A 16,955-nucleotide genomic window follows, 5' to 3' on the forward strand; every position below is an offset into this window, starting at 1 on the left:
GTTCACTGCCGCACAGGCAGCTTAGAAATCTATTTAGATATGCAATTGCGCACAGGACAAGTTCACTGCCGCACAGGCAGCTTAGAAAATTAGTTTATTTTACCTTACCGATCTAAAAAGGTTCACTGCCGCACAGGCAGCTTAGAAAACAGGATTAGATCCGTAACAAGATCCTATTTGGTTCACTGCCGCACAGGCAGCTTAGAAATTAGAGGCTAGTAGGCGCTTTGAGCAATGTAAGTTCACTGCCGCACAGGCAGCTTAGAAAACAGAACCAGATCCGTAACAAGATCCTATTTGGTTCACTGCCGCACAGGCAGCTTAGAAATCGCCTCGAGGTGGCTCAGTGCCTATATCTGTGTTCACTGCCGCACAGGCAGCTTAGAAAGTAAAAGTGACGCTTTGAAGATTGAGACTTCAGTTCACTGCCGCACAGGCAGCTTAGAAATGCTACTGGATATAATTGATAACGGTGGTTTTGTTCACTGCCGCACAGGCAGCTTAGAAAATAAAGCAATCAACTTTAGTTACTACTCTCATGTTCACTGCCGCACAGGCAGCTTAGAAAGATATGTCACGAACAGTCATATACCGATCAGTGTTCACTGCCGCACAGGCAGCTCAGAAAGGGTAGTGTAATAAAGGGGCGGAGTGAATTAGGGAGATTGAGATACTTTTTCTAATCAAGACCAATCAACTGGGAGTGAATACTCTAAGCCATTTCTGTCCAAACACGAGTTAGTGATTAGCGGGGGGGCTTGAAGTTAGTTAGTTTTATACTTGGAACATATCGGCCTGGAATTCAGCCTTCTTATTATGAAGTCCACGGTCTTCCAACCACGAGTAAAATCTACTTCTAGTAATCGAAACACCGCGTTCGTTTAGTTTTCTTAGGATTTCAGCTTTGGAGGTCTTGGTGTCGAGGAGGTTCAATATAAACGCCGTATGTTCATCAAGCCTGGACTTAACCTTCTGTCCTTTCTGGCGGCCAGACGATAGCCCTTTGGCCTTTCGTTTAGCGTGACCTGCTTTGGCTCGTTCAGAGCGTTTCTGAGCCTCTACAGCGCTGGCAAAAGACTGCCCAATAACTGTAAAAATGATTTCAGCATTATCAACGTTATCAGAGTTAATTATGGTGTCGCTGTATGCCAAATGCAGCTCACCGTATGAGGCTATCTGGCCGATAGCACCGACCAACTCCATAACCTTGTGGCGACCTAGGCGAGTGATGTCCGATACAATGATGCTTTGTTGAGAGGTAATGAGGGAAGATAACTTCCGCTCACTAAGTGCTGTCTTGGTGGCAGACACATGTTCTTCTATCCAATCCGATATTTGTATGCCACGTTTAGCGGCATACGCCTTGATAGCTTCTCTTTGTGATTCGCCATCGGCTCTTTGAGGATCTGATACTCGAATGTAGCCAATCATGCCTGCCCCCAAGTTGAAGAGTTAATTGCTTATGGACGGTTATTTGCTGTTTAGGTAGTCCAATACAACTTCATGGTGGTCTTTTGTTTTGAACTTGTTGAATACATGCTCAATATGGCCAGACTCATTGACTAAGAAGCTTGTTCTAACTACGCCCATATTCTCTTTGCCCATAAATTTTTTGAGTTGCCAAACTCCGTATTTTTCACATACTTCGTGATCTTCATCGGCTAGCAGAGTGAAGTTCAGCTCTTGCTTGTTGATAAAGTTCGTCAGCTTTTTCGGGGTGTCAGGGCTTAAACCAAGAACAACCACGTTGTGAGCATCTAACTCAGCTTTAGTGTCACGCAACCCTTGAGCCTGAACTGTGCAGCCCGGTGTTGATGCGCGTGGGTAGAAGTAGAGCAGGACCTTCTTTCCTTTCAGCTCAGAGAGCGTGACAGGGTTATTGTCTTGGTCATTTAAAGTAAAATCTGGTGCGATTTGTCCGGCTTCGATTGCCATTGGTTTTGTCCTTACTGTCTCAATTAATGGTATGTGGCGTTGCTTTGTTCACTACGTCCTATTTAGTGCATTTATATTACGTTAGAGTTTACATTTTTAACGTTAATTCAGTGTCCTGTCTAGTGATTACACTAAACAGGATGCTTTTATCTAAAATCGCCTTTGATAAGGTTATCTGGCCTTGCTTTGATGACCTTATCCATTGCCCTCTCTCGCTGACTTTCATGCAGCATCGCCATGAGTTCCTGAACCATTTTTATATGGCTTGCTGCTTGTTTGGCTAGTGCTTGTTCATGGCTTCTAGCGATGTCGAGGTACTCCTTTTTTTTCTTATTAGCTTGAGTCTTGTCGTGTTTTAGCTGTTTCACTTCAGCCTGTAAAACATCAACAGGTGAGTGACTTAAATCATCTTGTGCTACACGAGCTTCAAGTGACTTATTCTTCACCATTATTTGGATATCTTCATGCCTGCGAAGTGCCCCAACAGAAAGCCCCGCTTCTTTCTCAACGCTAATATTGTTGATTTTTAGCTTACCTTCTCGGGCTTTCTTCCTTAGTTCTCGGTTTTCTGGTTTCCCCTCTAACAGGCGCTCCAGGGCATTTATGAGCTTATTCTTAGTTGCTTGTGTCATTACACTGTCACTCCGCAGGGTATCAGCAGGTCTTGAACTTTTTGAGGTATTAAAACGGGTTCATAGCTGATATCTAGGTCTTTCATAATGCGTTCAGCAGCCGTGATTTTGATATACACTTCTGACGCTGTTTGAGGCGATAATTCATTATTCTCAATGTCCCATAGCATATGAATTTCAGCTTCCTTGCGCTTCGCTTCGGCAAAAACGGCATCGACAATATAGTCGTTCTTACAGTCTACACATTCTAATAGGTTAACTTGTGTACGTAGGCTACAACCTGTTGAAGTACAGTAAACACCAGGGGCGACGGCGTGGATGTGGCGCTTCTGATCTCGGATTTGCTTTTGCCAGTAGTTGAGCGAGAGCATGTCGTTATCGACTTTATCTTTAAATAGGTTATGCTCAGCCTTCATCATGTTTTTGGCAAACTCTTTGCCCTTGCCGCCAGCGACACGTTCTTTGTTCGCCAGTTTCTTGTAAATGTTTAGGTACACCAGCGCTTTTTGATCAATCCTTTCTCCATCAATGGCGTGAGCTAAACTTTGTTTTTGCTTTCTGAATTTCTGGAATTTACTGGCGTTCTTAGCATAATGGCGTGTCATTGCCATCGATATATGACTGAACTGCTGCTTGAGCTGGGGGTACGCACAAAGCTCGAGGCCGATAAGGTAGTAGGCAAAAGACCGACGGAGCTGATGTCCTGAGAATTTATAGTAATCACCGACATTGAAAGAACGGTTGGGGTCAGAAACCTTCAAATCGATGACATCGTCATTGGTTAGCGCTAGCTTTTCTCCTAGTGCGCCTTCAAACCACTTCGCTATATGCCTAGTAAGGTTACCTTTGACGATAGCACCACAATCCTCTTTTGTCTTGTGGAAAAATGCTTGGCTATCGGAGTGACGCTGTCTAAGTGGCGAATGCAGCGCTTGCAGTAACTCGTATGCCTTTTTGCCGACCTCTGTGGTGACAAACTCATCCTGCTTTGACTGAGAGCCTTTGGTGGTTTTAGAGAGGTCTGCATGAATAACGTGAATGTTTTGCCCTGATATGGTTTCTGTTGTGCACCCATTTGCGGTATGAAGGTGAAAGGTTTCATCAGATCGCATACCTGTGCGGGACATTAAGGCCCAGAGGCAGCCACCATTGAGTTCTTTAAATAATGATTGGGCCTTTTTAAGCCCGTTTATCTTCCTATTGCCAACCATCAATGTGTGCTCAGGGTGGAATTTGTTGACGTATTGATGATTTAACTCAGGCTTGTGTTTGTCGAGTAGTTCGAGGGTCGATTCTTGTGTCGGGTTATTGAGCGCGAGAAAAGCTGATTGAAAGGCTAAATTCTTTTCTTTAGACCCTTTATATTCTGTACTAAAATTCCACTTCACCACGCCATTTTTTAACAGTGCCTCATCGCTAATAATATAGTTTGAATATCCTATATAGGTTTTATCAGAGTAGGTAGCTATGTAATCAGATAGTTTGCTTAGTTCGTCACGAATGGGGTACAGCTCGTTAACTAATGCCTCAGATTGTTGAAATCCCAAATAGTACAGTCGCTGAGGGATAACCGTGTACTGCTCTGGCTCGTTAATGGTTAAACCAAAATCCGAGGCAGATAACGCTTTGGTAAGGTTAACCTTGAACGGTAGTCGTGTTGCCTCTGTGAACAGTTTGTTGAGTGGTATATAGGTTTGTTCTCGTTCGAAGTCCAAATCGGTAACATCACCTAATGCCCAAGTCTCTAACTGCTCAAAACTTAATAACTCAAAGCTATTGTGGCCTTCATTTAGTAGTGCGGTGGCGACTTTCTTTAACCCAGTGATAGTACCCACAATGCTCCCAAATGAATAATCTTTGGGCGAGAGCCACATCATACTCAAAGCCAGTGCTCTCAATTGGTTTGTCAGGTTGCGCTCCATCACCTTTCCGTCTAGAAAGAAATCTAGAGTATCCGTTTTGGTAGCATTAGGCTCAAAGAACGGTTGGAGCTGACGCCAAGCGTTGTTGTCTCCAATTTTACCCAGTGACTCACCAGTGACGCCAAAACCAATATCTAGCGCCTCAAAGTCATCCCACTCGCCCGATTTAATAGCAGGCTCTAACACATCCTTCAGGTAATTAGTGTAGCTTCCAACGTGATTTTGTGCGCTTAACAGGGCATCTTGTTGGCCAATATTGTACTTAGGTAGCTTTATCATGATTGGCTCCCAATTAACGGTGTAGGGCTAAAATGGCGTGATCCATAGATACCCGAGGGTGACGCCCGTTTTTGTTAAATAATGCAATCGCATTGTCGTGCACATCCTTGCTGGCACTATCGAGAGTAACCTCAAAAGCGGCGATTCTTTCATGGACTTCCTGTTGCGCGTTAGGGTACAGGTTTACTGCCTCTTTCAGCACATCAATAAAAGAGATAAGTTTATAGATGGATTGAGTCTCATCAACGGCTTTGGCTGATTGGCATTTATGGCACATGTCGTATTCAGCACAATGTAGTTGTAGCGCCATGGCGTTATTGGTTTCACGCTGGGTGTTTTTTCCACCTGCAATGCTTTGTTGCCCATTGCAATGAATGCCATTGGGATTGGTTTTTGCCCTTTCTTCCTCTTGCTTCTTTTTCCATTCATCATGCGTCAGCATTGTGATACCAAGTTTGGCTGCAACAATCTCTTTTGCTTGTTCTAAACCCGTGTCTTCATCCAATAGCTCCATCACTTGTAGAGCTTGTGAGATGATGATTTTGTTGAGTCTTGGGTCGCCATTGGCATAGTGCTTATCAATGGTTTGAAGAAGGTTTTGCAGGAGACTTTGAACACCGCCAGCGCCACTTACGGAGTACACTTGGTTACTGGTCATTTCTCGCCAGCGGCTTGATTGAAGCGATATGAAGTATTCGTTGGGTTCAATTGACCATCTGCTCATTAGACTAGAGCTGAAAGGGCTTATTCCATCCCAGTCTCTAGGGGCTTCATGGTGATGACCTCGTTTGAGCAGCAACCGCTCATAGTTTTTAGAGGCTTGTTTATCGGCTAACTCTGTGGCGAATTGTTCTATATCTTCGATTAACGCCTTGTCAGCAGCAGGAACAGAGAAGTGATGGCTCTCGCGATTGCGGTATTTGAACGACACACTGATGTTGCCCTCAGCGTCTTTATCCGAATAAGTCAGCGGCAGTAAGATGCCCTTGAGGGGTAAGTCTGTGTAACACGATAAGATGCAGTAAGCGCTATTTGTTGCGCCTTGAGTGGCTGCCACTTTTGAGCAAGGGCGAGTTACTTTACTTACGACAGTTCGGCCAAGTGTATTCGTCTGTTTTTTTAACTCGATAATATGCTGGTTTCGATAGCTGTAAAACAGTTCCTTAAACCATGGCAGGCAAGATGCACGAGTGGGTGAGAGTAGGCTTAACTCTACCACCAGGTGCTTATTTATTTCCATCAAATAGAACGTGCTACTTTTCTCCCCTTGGTTATTCAGCGTAAACAGTAACTCTGAGCCTTTTTCGCCACCGCCGTAGAGTGCTGAAAGTGTTTCAAGGGTTTTAATAAATTTCACTCCATCGCGTTTATCAACATCGAAGCTCTGGCTGGTAAGTACAGCGTCTACCTCTTTATTTGCGCGTGCCTTAAAGCTCGATATCTTAACCACTTGTAAGCTTTTATCCCGCTCATCAGTATGAATCGTGATTGGATGAGCGATGCTTTGTACGTCGCCATCGTTTAATGAGGTAAAAAAGCACATTAAGTGATAAGCCGCCCCCATCGCCATGTTAAACGCAGCGGCAGATTTTACGGATGTGCCCGTTTTACTCTTCCCATGGGTTTGGGCTTTGAGAGACGTTTTAATTGAAATGATTTCTTGGTGGCCACCTAAGTCAATAACGACTGGCAGCTCGATAGGCAGGACAAGGTTTTGTTTTTTTGCCGCAATGAGCTGTGGGGCTAGGGTGAAAAATAGCTCACTCAACCGAGCAACAAGCACCTCTTCTTCAGCGTCAGAGTACCCCTTATATGGTTTACATTCGCCAGTAAACCCTCTGTGATGGGTTACCCATGTGTCAGCGGGTAATCCACACCATGAAAGGGCGGTGCGAAGATATGAAGTAATAGTACCTGCGGTATTCTCCTTGATACCTAATTCATCACCGTCACTCATTGCCCATAATTTTTTTGATGGGTTATACATTTTAATGCGATGTCGTAACTCACCATCGTTTCCTGTGTATTTTAAATAGCCAGCTTCAGAAAAGGGGTCAACGTTTACAGCGTCACTAAAGACAATGAAGGCTCTTAATGCATCGTATAAGGACGAGACGGTTGCTGCCGACCTGCCATAATCAACATACTGGTTGGTTTTTTTACAAAAGCTGCTTAAAAAAGGGGTACGGCTGTTTATTTTGACATTATTACTGTCTGCGCCAAGGTGTAACAGGAGTGATATATCAAACTCGGTTGCCTTCCTGCTGTTGCTTTTCTTGCAGGGAATGGTAAGGTGCAACGGAACCACATTCTTATTGTTTCTGACGTGGTTAACCGGTTTTGAGTTCTTCGCGAGTGGGCTTTTTCCCATGCTACCATCCCTTGTTAATCTTGTTGTTTTTGCTCTCAGCAACCCGTAACTGCTCATTAAACTTATTCATGAACACAATGTACTTTTCCGTCGTTACGGTGCTTTCATGTCCCATTAGCGAGGCTAACTCATCCATAAGGTACACATAGGCAACCTGCCGCTGCCTAGACTCACACCAAAGCCAATGCGTGGCATAAGTTGAGCGAAGGTCATGGATTCGGTAATACCAGTCAGGTTCTATAGTCCGGATGCGTTGTCGCAGTTCGCTGAAATGTGCCTCTAGAGTGTTTACTTTGTAAGGCCGACCTTTATCGGAAAGAAAAAGGTACTCAGTGGTATCCAGTTCTTCTTTGGAATTAATAAGACCCTTTCGGCGAGTTAGGTTCTTTTGTCGCTGACTACATTCCTTGAATTCCTCTAATTCCTCATACAGTGCGATAGGGATTTCAATCGTGCGCTGCTTACTGCCCTTGGTATGTGTAATGTTCAATGGCACGACATCTAATCCACTAAAATCCTTATCACCAATACCACGAGCAGGAAAGTGAGTCGCTTCATCAATCCTAAGTCCTGCCTCTTCACATAGTCTTAGTATCAGGAAAGCAGCTTTTGGCAATGTATGAATGTGTTTATAGAACAGTTCTTTATGCTCGAACGTCATAGGCTTCAATTTTTGATGAGCAGGCGTTTTATCGATTTTTGGGAACATCTTCATGATGTTTGATGTCTCATAGCCCCGGTTTGCGCCAGACTTAGTATGGGCAAGCATGTCATGCTGGTTGGTGCCCCCAAGGTTAACCTCAACCTCGGTGAAGTGTGTTACGACGTGTTCATCATCATTTTTGAGGTAACCGTGTCTCTGCATCCACTTATAAAACCCAATAACAGCACCCATATAGCTTCTTGCTGAGTTAAGCGAGTACGCTTCGTCACCAGTTGCCTCCTTCCGAGATCGACAGTTTGCTAAAAGGTGTTCTGCAAATTGCCAAGGTGCGCCTTCTTCTTCATGTTTCGTGAGTGTTTTATAGGTTAGGTATTGAGGTGGTATCACATTCCCTTCATCATCAACTTGAGGGTAGTGAGTAGAGTCTAAATATCGAGTAAAGGCCAATAAGCCTTTTGCTATTGATTTGGTGTCTTGAATTTTTCCTTTACCGCTGAGTTTTGACACAAGATAAAGAGATTGTGGATAAACAACACGTCCATCTGGTGCAACGATAATATCGGTCTTCTTTATGCGAGACTGTAATTTGGATGGGGAAAGGTAGGGTGAGTGTGTCACTTCTCCAGAGTCAGTATCGATGACCTGTGAGATTCTCAATTTAGCTAATGTATCTACCTCTATGGAGAGCAATCGGTAGTCATCATAAACATCATTTTCGTCATGTTTTTCTATCACAAAACAACCCTCAATATGTTACCCACATATCAAAGGTAGATTGTCATAAAAAATTGTCAAGGGTTTTTGTCATAAAAAATTTCTAGGGGTGAATTGCTTCTCGCCCCACACGCCAAAGGCATCAGCAACGGCATGATCTTCATCACTGAGTAAGGCAAAGTTTAACTCTTGCTTGTCATTGAACTTAAGCAGTTTAGCAACTGGGTCAGGGCTTAAACCCAATACTGTGACATTATGATTTGCTAACTGGTCTTTGCTATCACGCAAGCCTTGAGCTTGCACTGTGCAACCAGGTGTTGATGCTTTAGGGTAAAAATAAACTAACACAGGGCCGGTTTTTAAAGCTTCAGTGAGAGAGACTGATTGGTCAAATTGATTTTGTAGGGTAAATTGTGGTGCTAAATCACCAAGGGTTAAGGTATTCATTTTATGTCCTTATTTTATATTCTATTTGTCACTGTTTTGCATATGATTGATAGAGCACTCAAGTGATAGTTCTTTTGCCAGTTCATGAATACTTTTTTCAAGCTTTATAAGATCAATTTTTTCCGGCACATTGATAGTAAATAAAATATGCTGCGTTAAATTATCGTCGTCAGCGTGAGAGCGCACCGCAGCAAGATCAAGGGAACGATCCGCTAAGAATTCGGTTATTCGCTTCATGGTGCCACGTTGATCTTGACCGTTAACATTGACCTCGATACGCGACACGTAATTTTGTGGTGTATGCTTGGAAGTACGTTTCATTACCATGAGTAATTCAAGCTGTACACTTAAGCTGGGTAACTGGGTTTCTATCTTTGTTATTGCTGCCCAAGAGCCTGAAATCATCATAATTAAGGTAAATTCATTACCAAAAAGTGCCATACGGCTATCGACGATGTCACAGTCACATTCACTTGCTAAACGGGCTAGACGACTTACTAAACCAGGGCGATCAGCACCCATAGCAGTAACGACCAGATAGTTGGTCATGGATTTTCCTCACTTTTTCGATATCATGGAGCGTAAACTAGCGAGCTAACGCAAAGTTTTTTTGCGGGCACTAATGCTACCATAACTAATGTAAAACCACATAAGTATGTCACTATGAAAGTTAATTCATATTAAAAATTTACTTCTTGGCATAACAACTTAGGTGTAAGATTGATTTCAATGAAATAAAGTACCTAACGTCATGATATAAAAAATATGCTTAGCCATTAAACAATCATCTGACGATGTAAATTTGTGCTTTAGTAAAAATGCATTTGAGAGCCCCCGTTAATGCTTGTCATTAGTTGTAGGCATCAGTAACATAGCGAATCCTGAAACCTTGGGGAATTTAGATGATAAACGGAAGCATCGTTGCCTTAATCACTCCTATGAATAGTGATGGCACAGTAGATTATAAAAGTCTTGAAAGACTGGTAGAGTTTCATATAGAGCAGGGGACTGATGCGATCGTTGCAGTCGGTACAACAGGTGAGTCTGCTACTTTACCCATTAAAGAACATGCACAAGTTGTGTCGCAAACTGTTAAATTTGCCGCAGGTCGTATACCCGTCATTGGTGGTAATGGCGCTAACGCCACTGCCGAAGCGATAGAACTTACCCAATCAATGGCTGATTCTGGCATTGTTGCCATGCTTGGGGTCACGCCTTATTACAATAAGCCTTCACCTAAGGGCTTAATTGCACATTATAAAGCTGTTGCAGCAAGTACTGATATCCCTCAAATTCTTTATAACGTCCCTGGACGTACTTCAGTGGATATGTTGCCTGAAACCGTGGCTGAATTAGTAGCGGTGGAAAATATTATCGGTGTTAAAGAAGCCACTGGCGATTTAACCCGTGTTGCTCGATTACGCGAGCTTTGCGGTCAGGATTTCAAACTTTATAGCGGCGATGATGCCACTGCGAGAGACTTTTTATTACTTGGCGGTGATGGTGTTATTTCGGTTGCTAATAATATTGTTCCAAAAGCATTTAAACAACTGTGTGATGCAGCATTAGCAGGTGACCATGCTTTATCCGAAAAACTAAACCTACCACTGAAAGGTTTATATGAGCATTTATTCTGCGAAGCTAACCCAATCCCTGTTAAATGGGCTGCGCATCAAATGGGTTTAATTAGCCAAGGACATATTCGTTTACCTTTAACTGAACTTTCTGAGCAGTTTCATGGTCAGTTGTTAGAAGCGATGAAACAAGCCGAGATAGAGGTAACACAATAAATGTTGAAGCAAGTCACTCCAATTTTACTTATAGCAGCAGTTTCTGCTTGTAGTTCACCGACAGATCGTCGCGTTGCCAATGGCAATGATGAATATGTTAACGCCAAAGAAGTCCCACTATTAGTTATTCCAGAAGGCTTGACTGAGCCAACTTATGGCCGTGAATACGACATTCCTAAAGTGGGTAACAAAGTTGATAAAGACTTAGTTGGAAAACGTCTGGATATTCGTCCTCCTTTACTGGTCTTGCCTATGTCTGAAGGTACGCGTATTGAAGAAGGCAGTGACAATATTAAAATTATTGTCGAATCAATTACGACCACAAAAGATCTAAAACAAGAAGTTTTTGATAATTTACATGGTTTCTTAGCAAAACATGAAGTACCTATCGAAAACGAAAATTATGACGAAGGTTTTATCGAAACAGGTTGGATAGACACGCAAGACGTCATAGAAACAAGCTGGTTCGGTGAAGACAAAGTGTATTTACTGCGTCAACGTTACCGTTATGAGGTCGATGTGAGTCCTCATGGTCGCTCAGGCAGCATGGGTATTGATCTCATTGAGCATGAAGAAAGCTACAATGGTGATGATCAGCAAGTGCTATTAACGGCAGAAGATAAACGCCGTTACACCGTTGATATGCTCAATAACACTATTGCTTACATCAGCTTAAAACGTGACAAGCAAATTAAAGCTGACCGTATTCAACAAAGTAAAGGTATTAACGTTGATCTAGTGGCTGAAACAGAAACCACTGGCGCTTATTACATTTCAGAAGTTGATTTCAATAAAACCTGGGATCGATTACGTATTGTATTGCCTGAGCTAGGTTTCGATATTGTTGATATGAACAGCGCCAAAGGTTTGTATTATATTGTCTTGGAAGAAACTGGCGGGTTCTGGAGTTCATTATGGGGCGAAGATAAGTTATCACTTGAAAAAGGTAACTATCGAATTGAGCTTGTTGAAACTGATGATAAAGATCAAACTGAAATCTTTATTAAAGATGCCGCAGGTGAGCCATTAGAAAATGAAACGATTACTGAAATCTATCGCGTAGTCAGCGAAGCAATGAAAGAAGATCGTAAAGTACGATAATGCGTTAAATTAACATTACCTAATTGTTCGTATTTTAGGCTATCAAAAAAAAGAGACAGTATTTACTGTCTCTTTTTTTATGCTTTAAAAACAGTAAAAATAGTCATTTAACCTTCTATATCGATTGTTTACCAATTAAAAAGCTAAGATTGATCTTAGTTAACCCCGATCCCGTATATTCCGCAAATGTTTCCTAGGTGTGTTAATTGTAAGAAAAGGTAAAACACCTTGATACCAGTATGATGCTGAGTACACTAGCGGTTGGCTAAATCCCATAACATATCGTTTTTGAGTTTGATGAATGGAATCCCGATGAAAAAAATAATAATTCTCCTCGTTGCGTTACTGATAGGCTGGTTTACATACCAATCTATGAAGCCTACTGAAGAGGCCAAGGTGCGTGCTAAACCTATCCCAAACGTTGTTGTTGCTAAAGTGGCGATGTTGCCAGTAAGAGATGAGGTTGAGGCAATAGGAACCAACAAAGCGTTTGAGTCTATTACTATTACACCAAAAATCACTGAGAAAATCGCAGACATTAAATTTAACGATGGAGATGTGGTTAAAAAAGGCGATTTGCTGGTTCAATTACGTAACCGCGAGCAGCTAGCCAAAGTTAAAGCCGCTGAGTTTAAAGTCAGCGATAATTTACGTGAACTCGACAGAATTCGTAGTTTGGTTACCAGTAAAACGGTAGCAGAACTTGAGCGAGATAGATTACAAACCTTAATCGATACGACCCGCGCTGAGCTTGAGCAAGCTAAAGCTGCTTTGGGTGATCGCGCCATTCATGCACCATTTAGTGGTCGCTTGGGACTAAAGCTTGTCAGTGTCGGCAGTTTAGTGTCACCAGGTACCCAAATATCGACCTTAGATGATGTCAGTAAAATTAAACTTGATTTCTCAGTGCCAGAGCGTTTTATCCAACAACTCAAATTAGGTAAAACCGTTGAAGCGAAAGCGATTGCTTATCCAGATCGTATATTTAAAGGTGTGGTCACATCTATTGATACAAGGGTAAACCCAACAACACGTGCTGTGGTAGTTCGCGCTATTATTGCCAATGACGATGCAGCGTTATTACCCGGCATGTTGATGAAAGTTAAACTGATTAAACAAAATCGTGAAACCTTATTATTACCAGAGTCTGCCATCATTCCTATTCAATCAAAACACTATGTATACACAGTTAACGAAGAGAATATTGTCGAGCGAAAAGAAGTCACAATAGGCATTCGTAATCGAGGTTGGGTTGAAATTCTTGATGGTGTCGGAATTGGTCAATCGGTCATTATCCGCGGGTTATTAAAAGTAAGACCGGGAGATGAAGTCACCACTCAGGCTGCAGAAGCGTTTAACTTTGCCAATGTCGCTGATGTGGAGAATGCGGCATGATCCTCACTGACATTTCCGTAAAGAGGCCGGTATTTGCTTCTGTTATTAGTATTTTAATTATTATTCTTGGCATGGTGTCATTTGATAAGTTACCTCTTAGAGAATACCCCAACATTGATCCACCGGTAGTATCGATTGATACCAATTATCGCGGCGCGAGTGCTTCAGTGGTTGAAAGTCGCATTACCCAATTAATTGAAGACAGAATTAGCGGCGTTGAAGGGATCAAACAAATTACCTCAAGTAGCCGTGATGGACGCTCTTCTATTACCTTAGAGTTTAATATCAACCGTGATATTGAAGCGGCGACCAATGATGTTCGAGATAGAATTTCAGGGTTACTGGATAACTTACCAGAAGAGGCAGACCCACCAGAAGTAGAAAAGTCCAATGGTGGTGATGAAGTGATCATGTGGCTTAACTTAGTGTCTGATCAAATGAACACATTACAGCTAACAGACTATGCCCGACGCTATTTAGTCGATCGATTTTCAGTTGTCGACGGTGTTGCCAACATCCGTTTAGGTGGCGGTAAAGTTTATGCCATGCGAGTGTGGATAGACAGACAAGCTTTAGCAGCGCGTAAACTGACCGTAGCGGATGTGGAATCTGCGCTGCGCTCAGAAAACGTTGAGCTTCCGGCGGGTTCTATTGAGTCAAAAGAGCGCCATTTTACTGTCAGGGTTGATAGAAGCTTTAGAACCGCTGAAGACTTTGCCAGCCTTGTTATTACCCAAGGTGATGATGGCTATTTAGTGAAGCTTGGTGATGTGGCTAAAGTGCAAATTGGCTCAGAAGAAGAGCGGATAATGTTCCGCGGTAATACTGAATCAATGATTGGCTTAGGGGTATCTAAACAATCAACCTCAAACACCTTAGAAGTCGCCCGTGCTGCCAATGCGTTAGTCGATGTTATTAATCCGACATTACCAGCAGGAATGGAGATTAAGCGCTCATACGACAGCTCAGTATTCATTGAAGCGTCAATTAAAGAGGTGTACCAAACCTTATTTATCGCGATGCTATTAGTGATAGTGGTGATTTATCTGTTCCTAGGCAGTGTGCGCGCGATGTTAATTCCAGCGTTGACTGTTCCAGTGTCGTTAATGGGGACTTTTATTGTTTTATATTCATTAGGTTATACCATTAACTTACTGACTTTGCTGGCGATGATCCTTGCCATTGGTATGGTGGTTGATGATGCCATTGTGATGTTAGAAAATATTCATCGCCGTATTGAGCAAGGTGACTCACCGCTTAAAGCGGCCTATTTAGGTGGCCGTGAAGTTGCTTTTGCGGTAGTTGCGACAACATTGGTATTAATTGCCGTGTTTATGCCGATCACGTTTTTAGAAGGTGATTTAGGTAAGCTGTTTAAAGAGTTTGCAGTTACCATGAGCGCCGCAGTGATTTTCTCAAGCTTAGTCGCATTAACTCTAAGCCCAATGATGTGCTCTAAGTTGCTTAAACCCGCCGGTGAAAGCACTTGGTTAGTACGTAAAGTCGATGACGTGATGGATAAGTTATCTGCTATTTATCAATCGCATTTGGTGAGTGCGATTAAAAAGCCCTATCTTATCGGCGTAATTGTCGTGGTGGCTTTTGCGTTAAGTGGCTACTTGCTTAAACAAGTACCTCAGGAATTTGCCCCTCGCGAAGATAGAGGCTCAATGTTTTTGGTGGTTAATGGCCCTGAAGGAGCAAGCTTTGAGTACATTGAAAAGTACATGGATGAAATTGAAGGCCGTTTAATGCCATTAGTTGAATCGGGTGATGTGAAACGCTTATTGATCCGCGCTCCTCGTGGTTTTGGTCGCTCAGCAAACTTTTCAAACGGCATGGCGATTATCGTTTTAGAAGATTGGGCCGAGCGACGTCCTGCCAGTGAAATTATTACTGATATTCGTGCTCGAATTTCGGACTTAGCAGGGGTCAGGGCATTTCCCATTATGCGTCAAGCCTTTGGCCGTGGTGTCGGTAAGCCTGTGCAGTTTGTATTAGGTGGTCCAAGTTATGAAGAGTTAGCTTTATGGCGAGACATCATCATGGAAAAAGCTAAAGAAAATCCGATGTTAACCGGGCTTGATCATGATTATAAAGAAACCAAACCTCAACTTAGAGTGTCAATTGATAAAGACAGGGCTGCTGATTTAGGGGTGTCAATATCACATGTGGGCAGAACCTTAGAATCGATGCTGGGCTCACGTTTAGTGACGACCTTCATGCGAGAAGGGGAAGAATATGATGTGATCATTGAAGGTAATCGTGAAAATCAAAATACTGCTACGGATTTAGAAAATATCTACGTGAGATCTGATCGAACCGGCGAGTTAGTGCCACTATCGAATATTGTCACTGTAGAAGAGTATGCTGATGCCAGCTCTTTAAATCGCTATAACCGCATGCGGGCGATCACTATCGAAGCAAACTTGGCTGATGGCTATAGTCTAGGTGAAGCGTTAGATTATCTTAATGATTTATCCTATACCTATTTGCCTGCTGAAGCGGTGATTAGTTATAAAGGGCAATCGCTGGATTATCAAAGTTCAGGCAACTCCATGTACTTTGTGTTTATCCTAGCGTTAGGTATTGTGTTCTTAGTATTGGCGGCGCAATTTGAAAGTTATGTGCATCCTATGGTGATTATGCTTACAGTACCTCTGGCTACGCTAGGCGCATTAATTGGCCTATGGTTTACCGGACAAAGTATCAATATTTACAGTCAAATTGGTATTATTATGCTGGTGGGGCTAGCGGCTAAAAATGGTATTTTGATTGTTGAATTTGCCAACCAATTGCGTGACAAAGGCATTGAGTTTGAACAAGCAGTCATTCAAGCCTCATCCCAACGTTTAAGACCGATCCTCATGACCGGTATTACCACTGCAGCTGGTGCTATTCCATTGGTGCTATCAAGTGGTGCGGGCTCTGAAACACGTTTTGTGATTGGCGTGGTAGTGTTATCAGGTATTTTGTTAGCAACCTTCTTCACCTTGTTAGTGATCCCGGTGGCTTACAGTATCTTTGCCCGAAACAGTAGCTCGCCTGAAGCGATTGCCAAGCAACTAGAACAAGAGTTAACGACTTAGTGACAATCTGCTTAAGTGAATTAGCTGTTATAAACGCTATGTTGACTTAAGCACTTCAAAAAGCCAGTTGTGAATAGTCACAACTGGCTTTTTTATGTCTGTATAGTGACAACTCAGTGACAACTCAGTGACAACCCTATAATTCACAGCTAATCGAAGGTTAACGATGAAAAAATCCGACAAGAAACGTGATAACCAAATTCGTCAGCAGTTAACACTGGTGTGTGATTTATTAATGTCAGAGTGTGAGGGCTTTCAATGGCTCACGCATTCGGTAAACTACACCGCTTTTCCTAAATCGTTAAAAGTGATTTGTGTATTTAGTAATGAGGCGCAAATAACCAAGGTCAAATTAGCCAAGCAAGATGCGTTTATTGTGCAGATGATAAGCCATTATTTACAGGCTGTTTCTGTGGAGATAACTGCTGGGCAGATTGTATTAGACAGTGAAGCGGCATGTGATAGTCAACATGAGGGTAATTGGGCAAAGCGTTTAACTTAAGTCATTATTATTTTTGCTTAACACTAGGGTAATTAGCGCAGCTTAACTTGGGTTTACAGCAAATAAAAAAGGGAAAGCAATGCTTTCCCTTTTGGTATTTTTAGTTAGCTTTAA

General features: G+C 42.5%; 12 protein-coding genes, 1 pseudogene and 1 CRISPR repeat array. Of the genes and pseudogenes, 5 read left to right on the forward strand and 8 right to left on the reverse strand.

Annotation, left to right across the window (positions count from 1 at the left end):
• Positions 1-628: a CRISPR direct-repeat array (repeat unit 28 nt; unit sequence GTTCACTGCCGCACAGGCAGCTTAGAAA).
• Positions 629-774: 146 nt separating this feature from the next.
• The 8 genes and pseudogenes from AB4140_RS16445 to AB4140_RS16480 all read right to left on the reverse strand — a co-directional run bounded on the left by AB4140_RS16445 (position 775) and on the right by AB4140_RS16480 (position 9,513).
• Positions 775-1,431, reverse strand: coding sequence for a recombinase family protein (locus tag AB4140_RS16445; protein ID WP_372001777.1), 657 nt, complete (start codon positions 1,429-1,431; stop codon positions 775-777).
• Between the two features lie 39 nt (positions 1,432-1,470).
• Positions 1,471-1,935, reverse strand: coding sequence for a thioredoxin-dependent thiol peroxidase (gene bcp / locus AB4140_RS16450; protein WP_372001779.1), 465 nt, complete (start codon positions 1,933-1,935; stop codon positions 1,471-1,473).
• A 146-nt stretch (positions 1,936-2,081) separates the two neighbouring features.
• The gene (locus tag AB4140_RS16455; RefSeq protein ID WP_372001780.1) at positions 2,082-2,567 is read right to left on the reverse strand and encodes a hypothetical protein; all 486 of its coding nucleotides are present in this window, start codon (positions 2,565-2,567) and stop codon (positions 2,082-2,084) included.
• Positions 2,567-4,768 (reverse strand): hypothetical protein, encoded by a 2,202-nt coding sequence (locus AB4140_RS16460; protein WP_372001782.1) that lies wholly within the window; start codon positions 4,766-4,768, stop codon positions 2,567-2,569. The genes AB4140_RS16455 and AB4140_RS16460 overlap by 1 nt, the downstream gene beginning before the upstream one ends.
• A gap of 13 nt (positions 4,769-4,781) precedes the next feature.
• Positions 4,782-7,139, reverse strand: coding sequence for a hypothetical protein (locus tag AB4140_RS16465; protein WP_372001784.1), 2,358 nt, complete (start codon positions 7,137-7,139; stop codon positions 4,782-4,784).
• Position 7,140: 1 nt separating this feature from the next.
• Positions 7,141-8,538 carry a tyrosine-type recombinase/integrase gene (locus tag AB4140_RS16470; protein WP_372001786.1) on the reverse strand — a complete coding sequence of 466 codons (1,398 nt, stop codon included), beginning with the start codon at positions 8,536-8,538 and terminating at the stop codon, positions 7,141-7,143.
• 90 nt (positions 8,539-8,628) lie between these two features.
• Positions 8,629-8,964 (reverse strand): annotated as a pseudogene (gene bcp / locus AB4140_RS16475) (thioredoxin-dependent thiol peroxidase); the annotation flags it as partial.
• Between the two features lie 21 nt (positions 8,965-8,985).
• Positions 8,986-9,513: a glycine cleavage system protein R gene (locus tag AB4140_RS16480; RefSeq protein WP_102437160.1), complete on the reverse strand. Its 528-nt coding sequence runs from the start codon at positions 9,511-9,513 to the stop codon at positions 8,986-8,988.
• Positions 9,514-9,866: 353 nt separating this feature from the next.
• Between AB4140_RS16480 and dapA the strand changes: the two genes are divergently transcribed.
• From dapA to AB4140_RS16505, 5 genes are all read left to right on the forward strand, one after another.
• Positions 9,867-10,754 (forward strand): 4-hydroxy-tetrahydrodipicolinate synthase, encoded by an 888-nt coding sequence (gene dapA / locus AB4140_RS16485; RefSeq protein ID WP_102437162.1) that lies wholly within the window; start codon positions 9,867-9,869, stop codon positions 10,752-10,754.
• Complete coding sequence (gene bamC / locus AB4140_RS16490) at positions 10,755-11,855, forward strand: outer membrane protein assembly factor BamC (RefSeq protein WP_102437164.1); 1,101 nt, start codon at positions 10,755-10,757, stop codon at positions 11,853-11,855.
• 312 nt (positions 11,856-12,167) lie between these two features.
• Positions 12,168-13,250 carry an efflux RND transporter periplasmic adaptor subunit gene (locus AB4140_RS16495; protein WP_102475507.1) on the forward strand — a complete coding sequence of 361 codons (1,083 nt, stop codon included), beginning with the start codon at positions 12,168-12,170 and terminating at the stop codon, positions 13,248-13,250.
• Positions 13,247-16,339, forward strand: coding sequence for an efflux RND transporter permease subunit (locus AB4140_RS16500; RefSeq protein ID WP_102520607.1), 3,093 nt, complete (start codon positions 13,247-13,249; stop codon positions 16,337-16,339). The genes AB4140_RS16495 and AB4140_RS16500 overlap by 4 nt, the downstream gene beginning before the upstream one ends.
• A gap of 166 nt (positions 16,340-16,505) precedes the next feature.
• Positions 16,506-16,841 carry a Fis family transcriptional regulator gene (locus AB4140_RS16505; RefSeq protein ID WP_102437170.1) on the forward strand — a complete coding sequence of 112 codons (336 nt, stop codon included), beginning with the start codon at positions 16,506-16,508 and terminating at the stop codon, positions 16,839-16,841.
• Positions 16,842-16,955 lie beyond the last annotated feature (114 nt).

The sequence above is a fragment of the Shewanella sp. 10N.286.51.B2 genome (assembly GCF_041469265.1).
Classification (GTDB): domain Bacteria; phylum Pseudomonadota; class Gammaproteobacteria; order Enterobacterales; family Shewanellaceae; genus Shewanella.

What these genes read in the sequence shown, in the direction of transcription:
- AB4140_RS16445 (WP_372001777.1), bottom strand. Translation starts at nt 1,431, where the DNA reads ATGATTGGCTACATTCGAGTATCAGATCCTCAAAGAGCCGATGGCGAA.
- bcp (WP_372001779.1), bottom strand. Translation starts at nt 1,935, where the DNA reads ATGGCAATCGAAGCCGGACAAATCGCACCAGATTTTACTTTAAATGAC.
- AB4140_RS16455 (WP_372001780.1), bottom strand. Translation starts at nt 2,567, where the DNA reads ATGACACAAGCAACTAAGAATAAGCTCATAAATGCCCTGGAGCGCCTG.
- AB4140_RS16460 (WP_372001782.1), bottom strand. Translation starts at nt 4,768, where the DNA reads ATGATAAAGCTACCTAAGTACAATATTGGCCAACAAGATGCCCTGTTA.
- AB4140_RS16465 (WP_372001784.1), bottom strand. Translation starts at nt 7,139, where the DNA reads ATGGGAAAAAGCCCACTCGCGAAGAACTCAAAACCGGTTAACCACGTC.
- AB4140_RS16480 (WP_102437160.1), bottom strand. Translation starts at nt 9,513, where the DNA reads ATGACCAACTATCTGGTCGTTACTGCTATGGGTGCTGATCGCCCTGGT.
- dapA (WP_102437162.1), top strand. Translation starts at nt 9,867, where the DNA reads ATGATAAACGGAAGCATCGTTGCCTTAATCACTCCTATGAATAGTGAT.
- bamC (WP_102437164.1), top strand. Translation starts at nt 10,755, where the DNA reads ATGTTGAAGCAAGTCACTCCAATTTTACTTATAGCAGCAGTTTCTGCT.
- AB4140_RS16495 (WP_102475507.1), top strand. Translation starts at nt 12,168, where the DNA reads ATGAAAAAAATAATAATTCTCCTCGTTGCGTTACTGATAGGCTGGTTT.
- AB4140_RS16500 (WP_102520607.1), top strand. Translation starts at nt 13,247, where the DNA reads ATGATCCTCACTGACATTTCCGTAAAGAGGCCGGTATTTGCTTCTGTT.
- AB4140_RS16505 (WP_102437170.1), top strand. Translation starts at nt 16,506, where the DNA reads ATGAAAAAATCCGACAAGAAACGTGATAACCAAATTCGTCAGCAGTTA.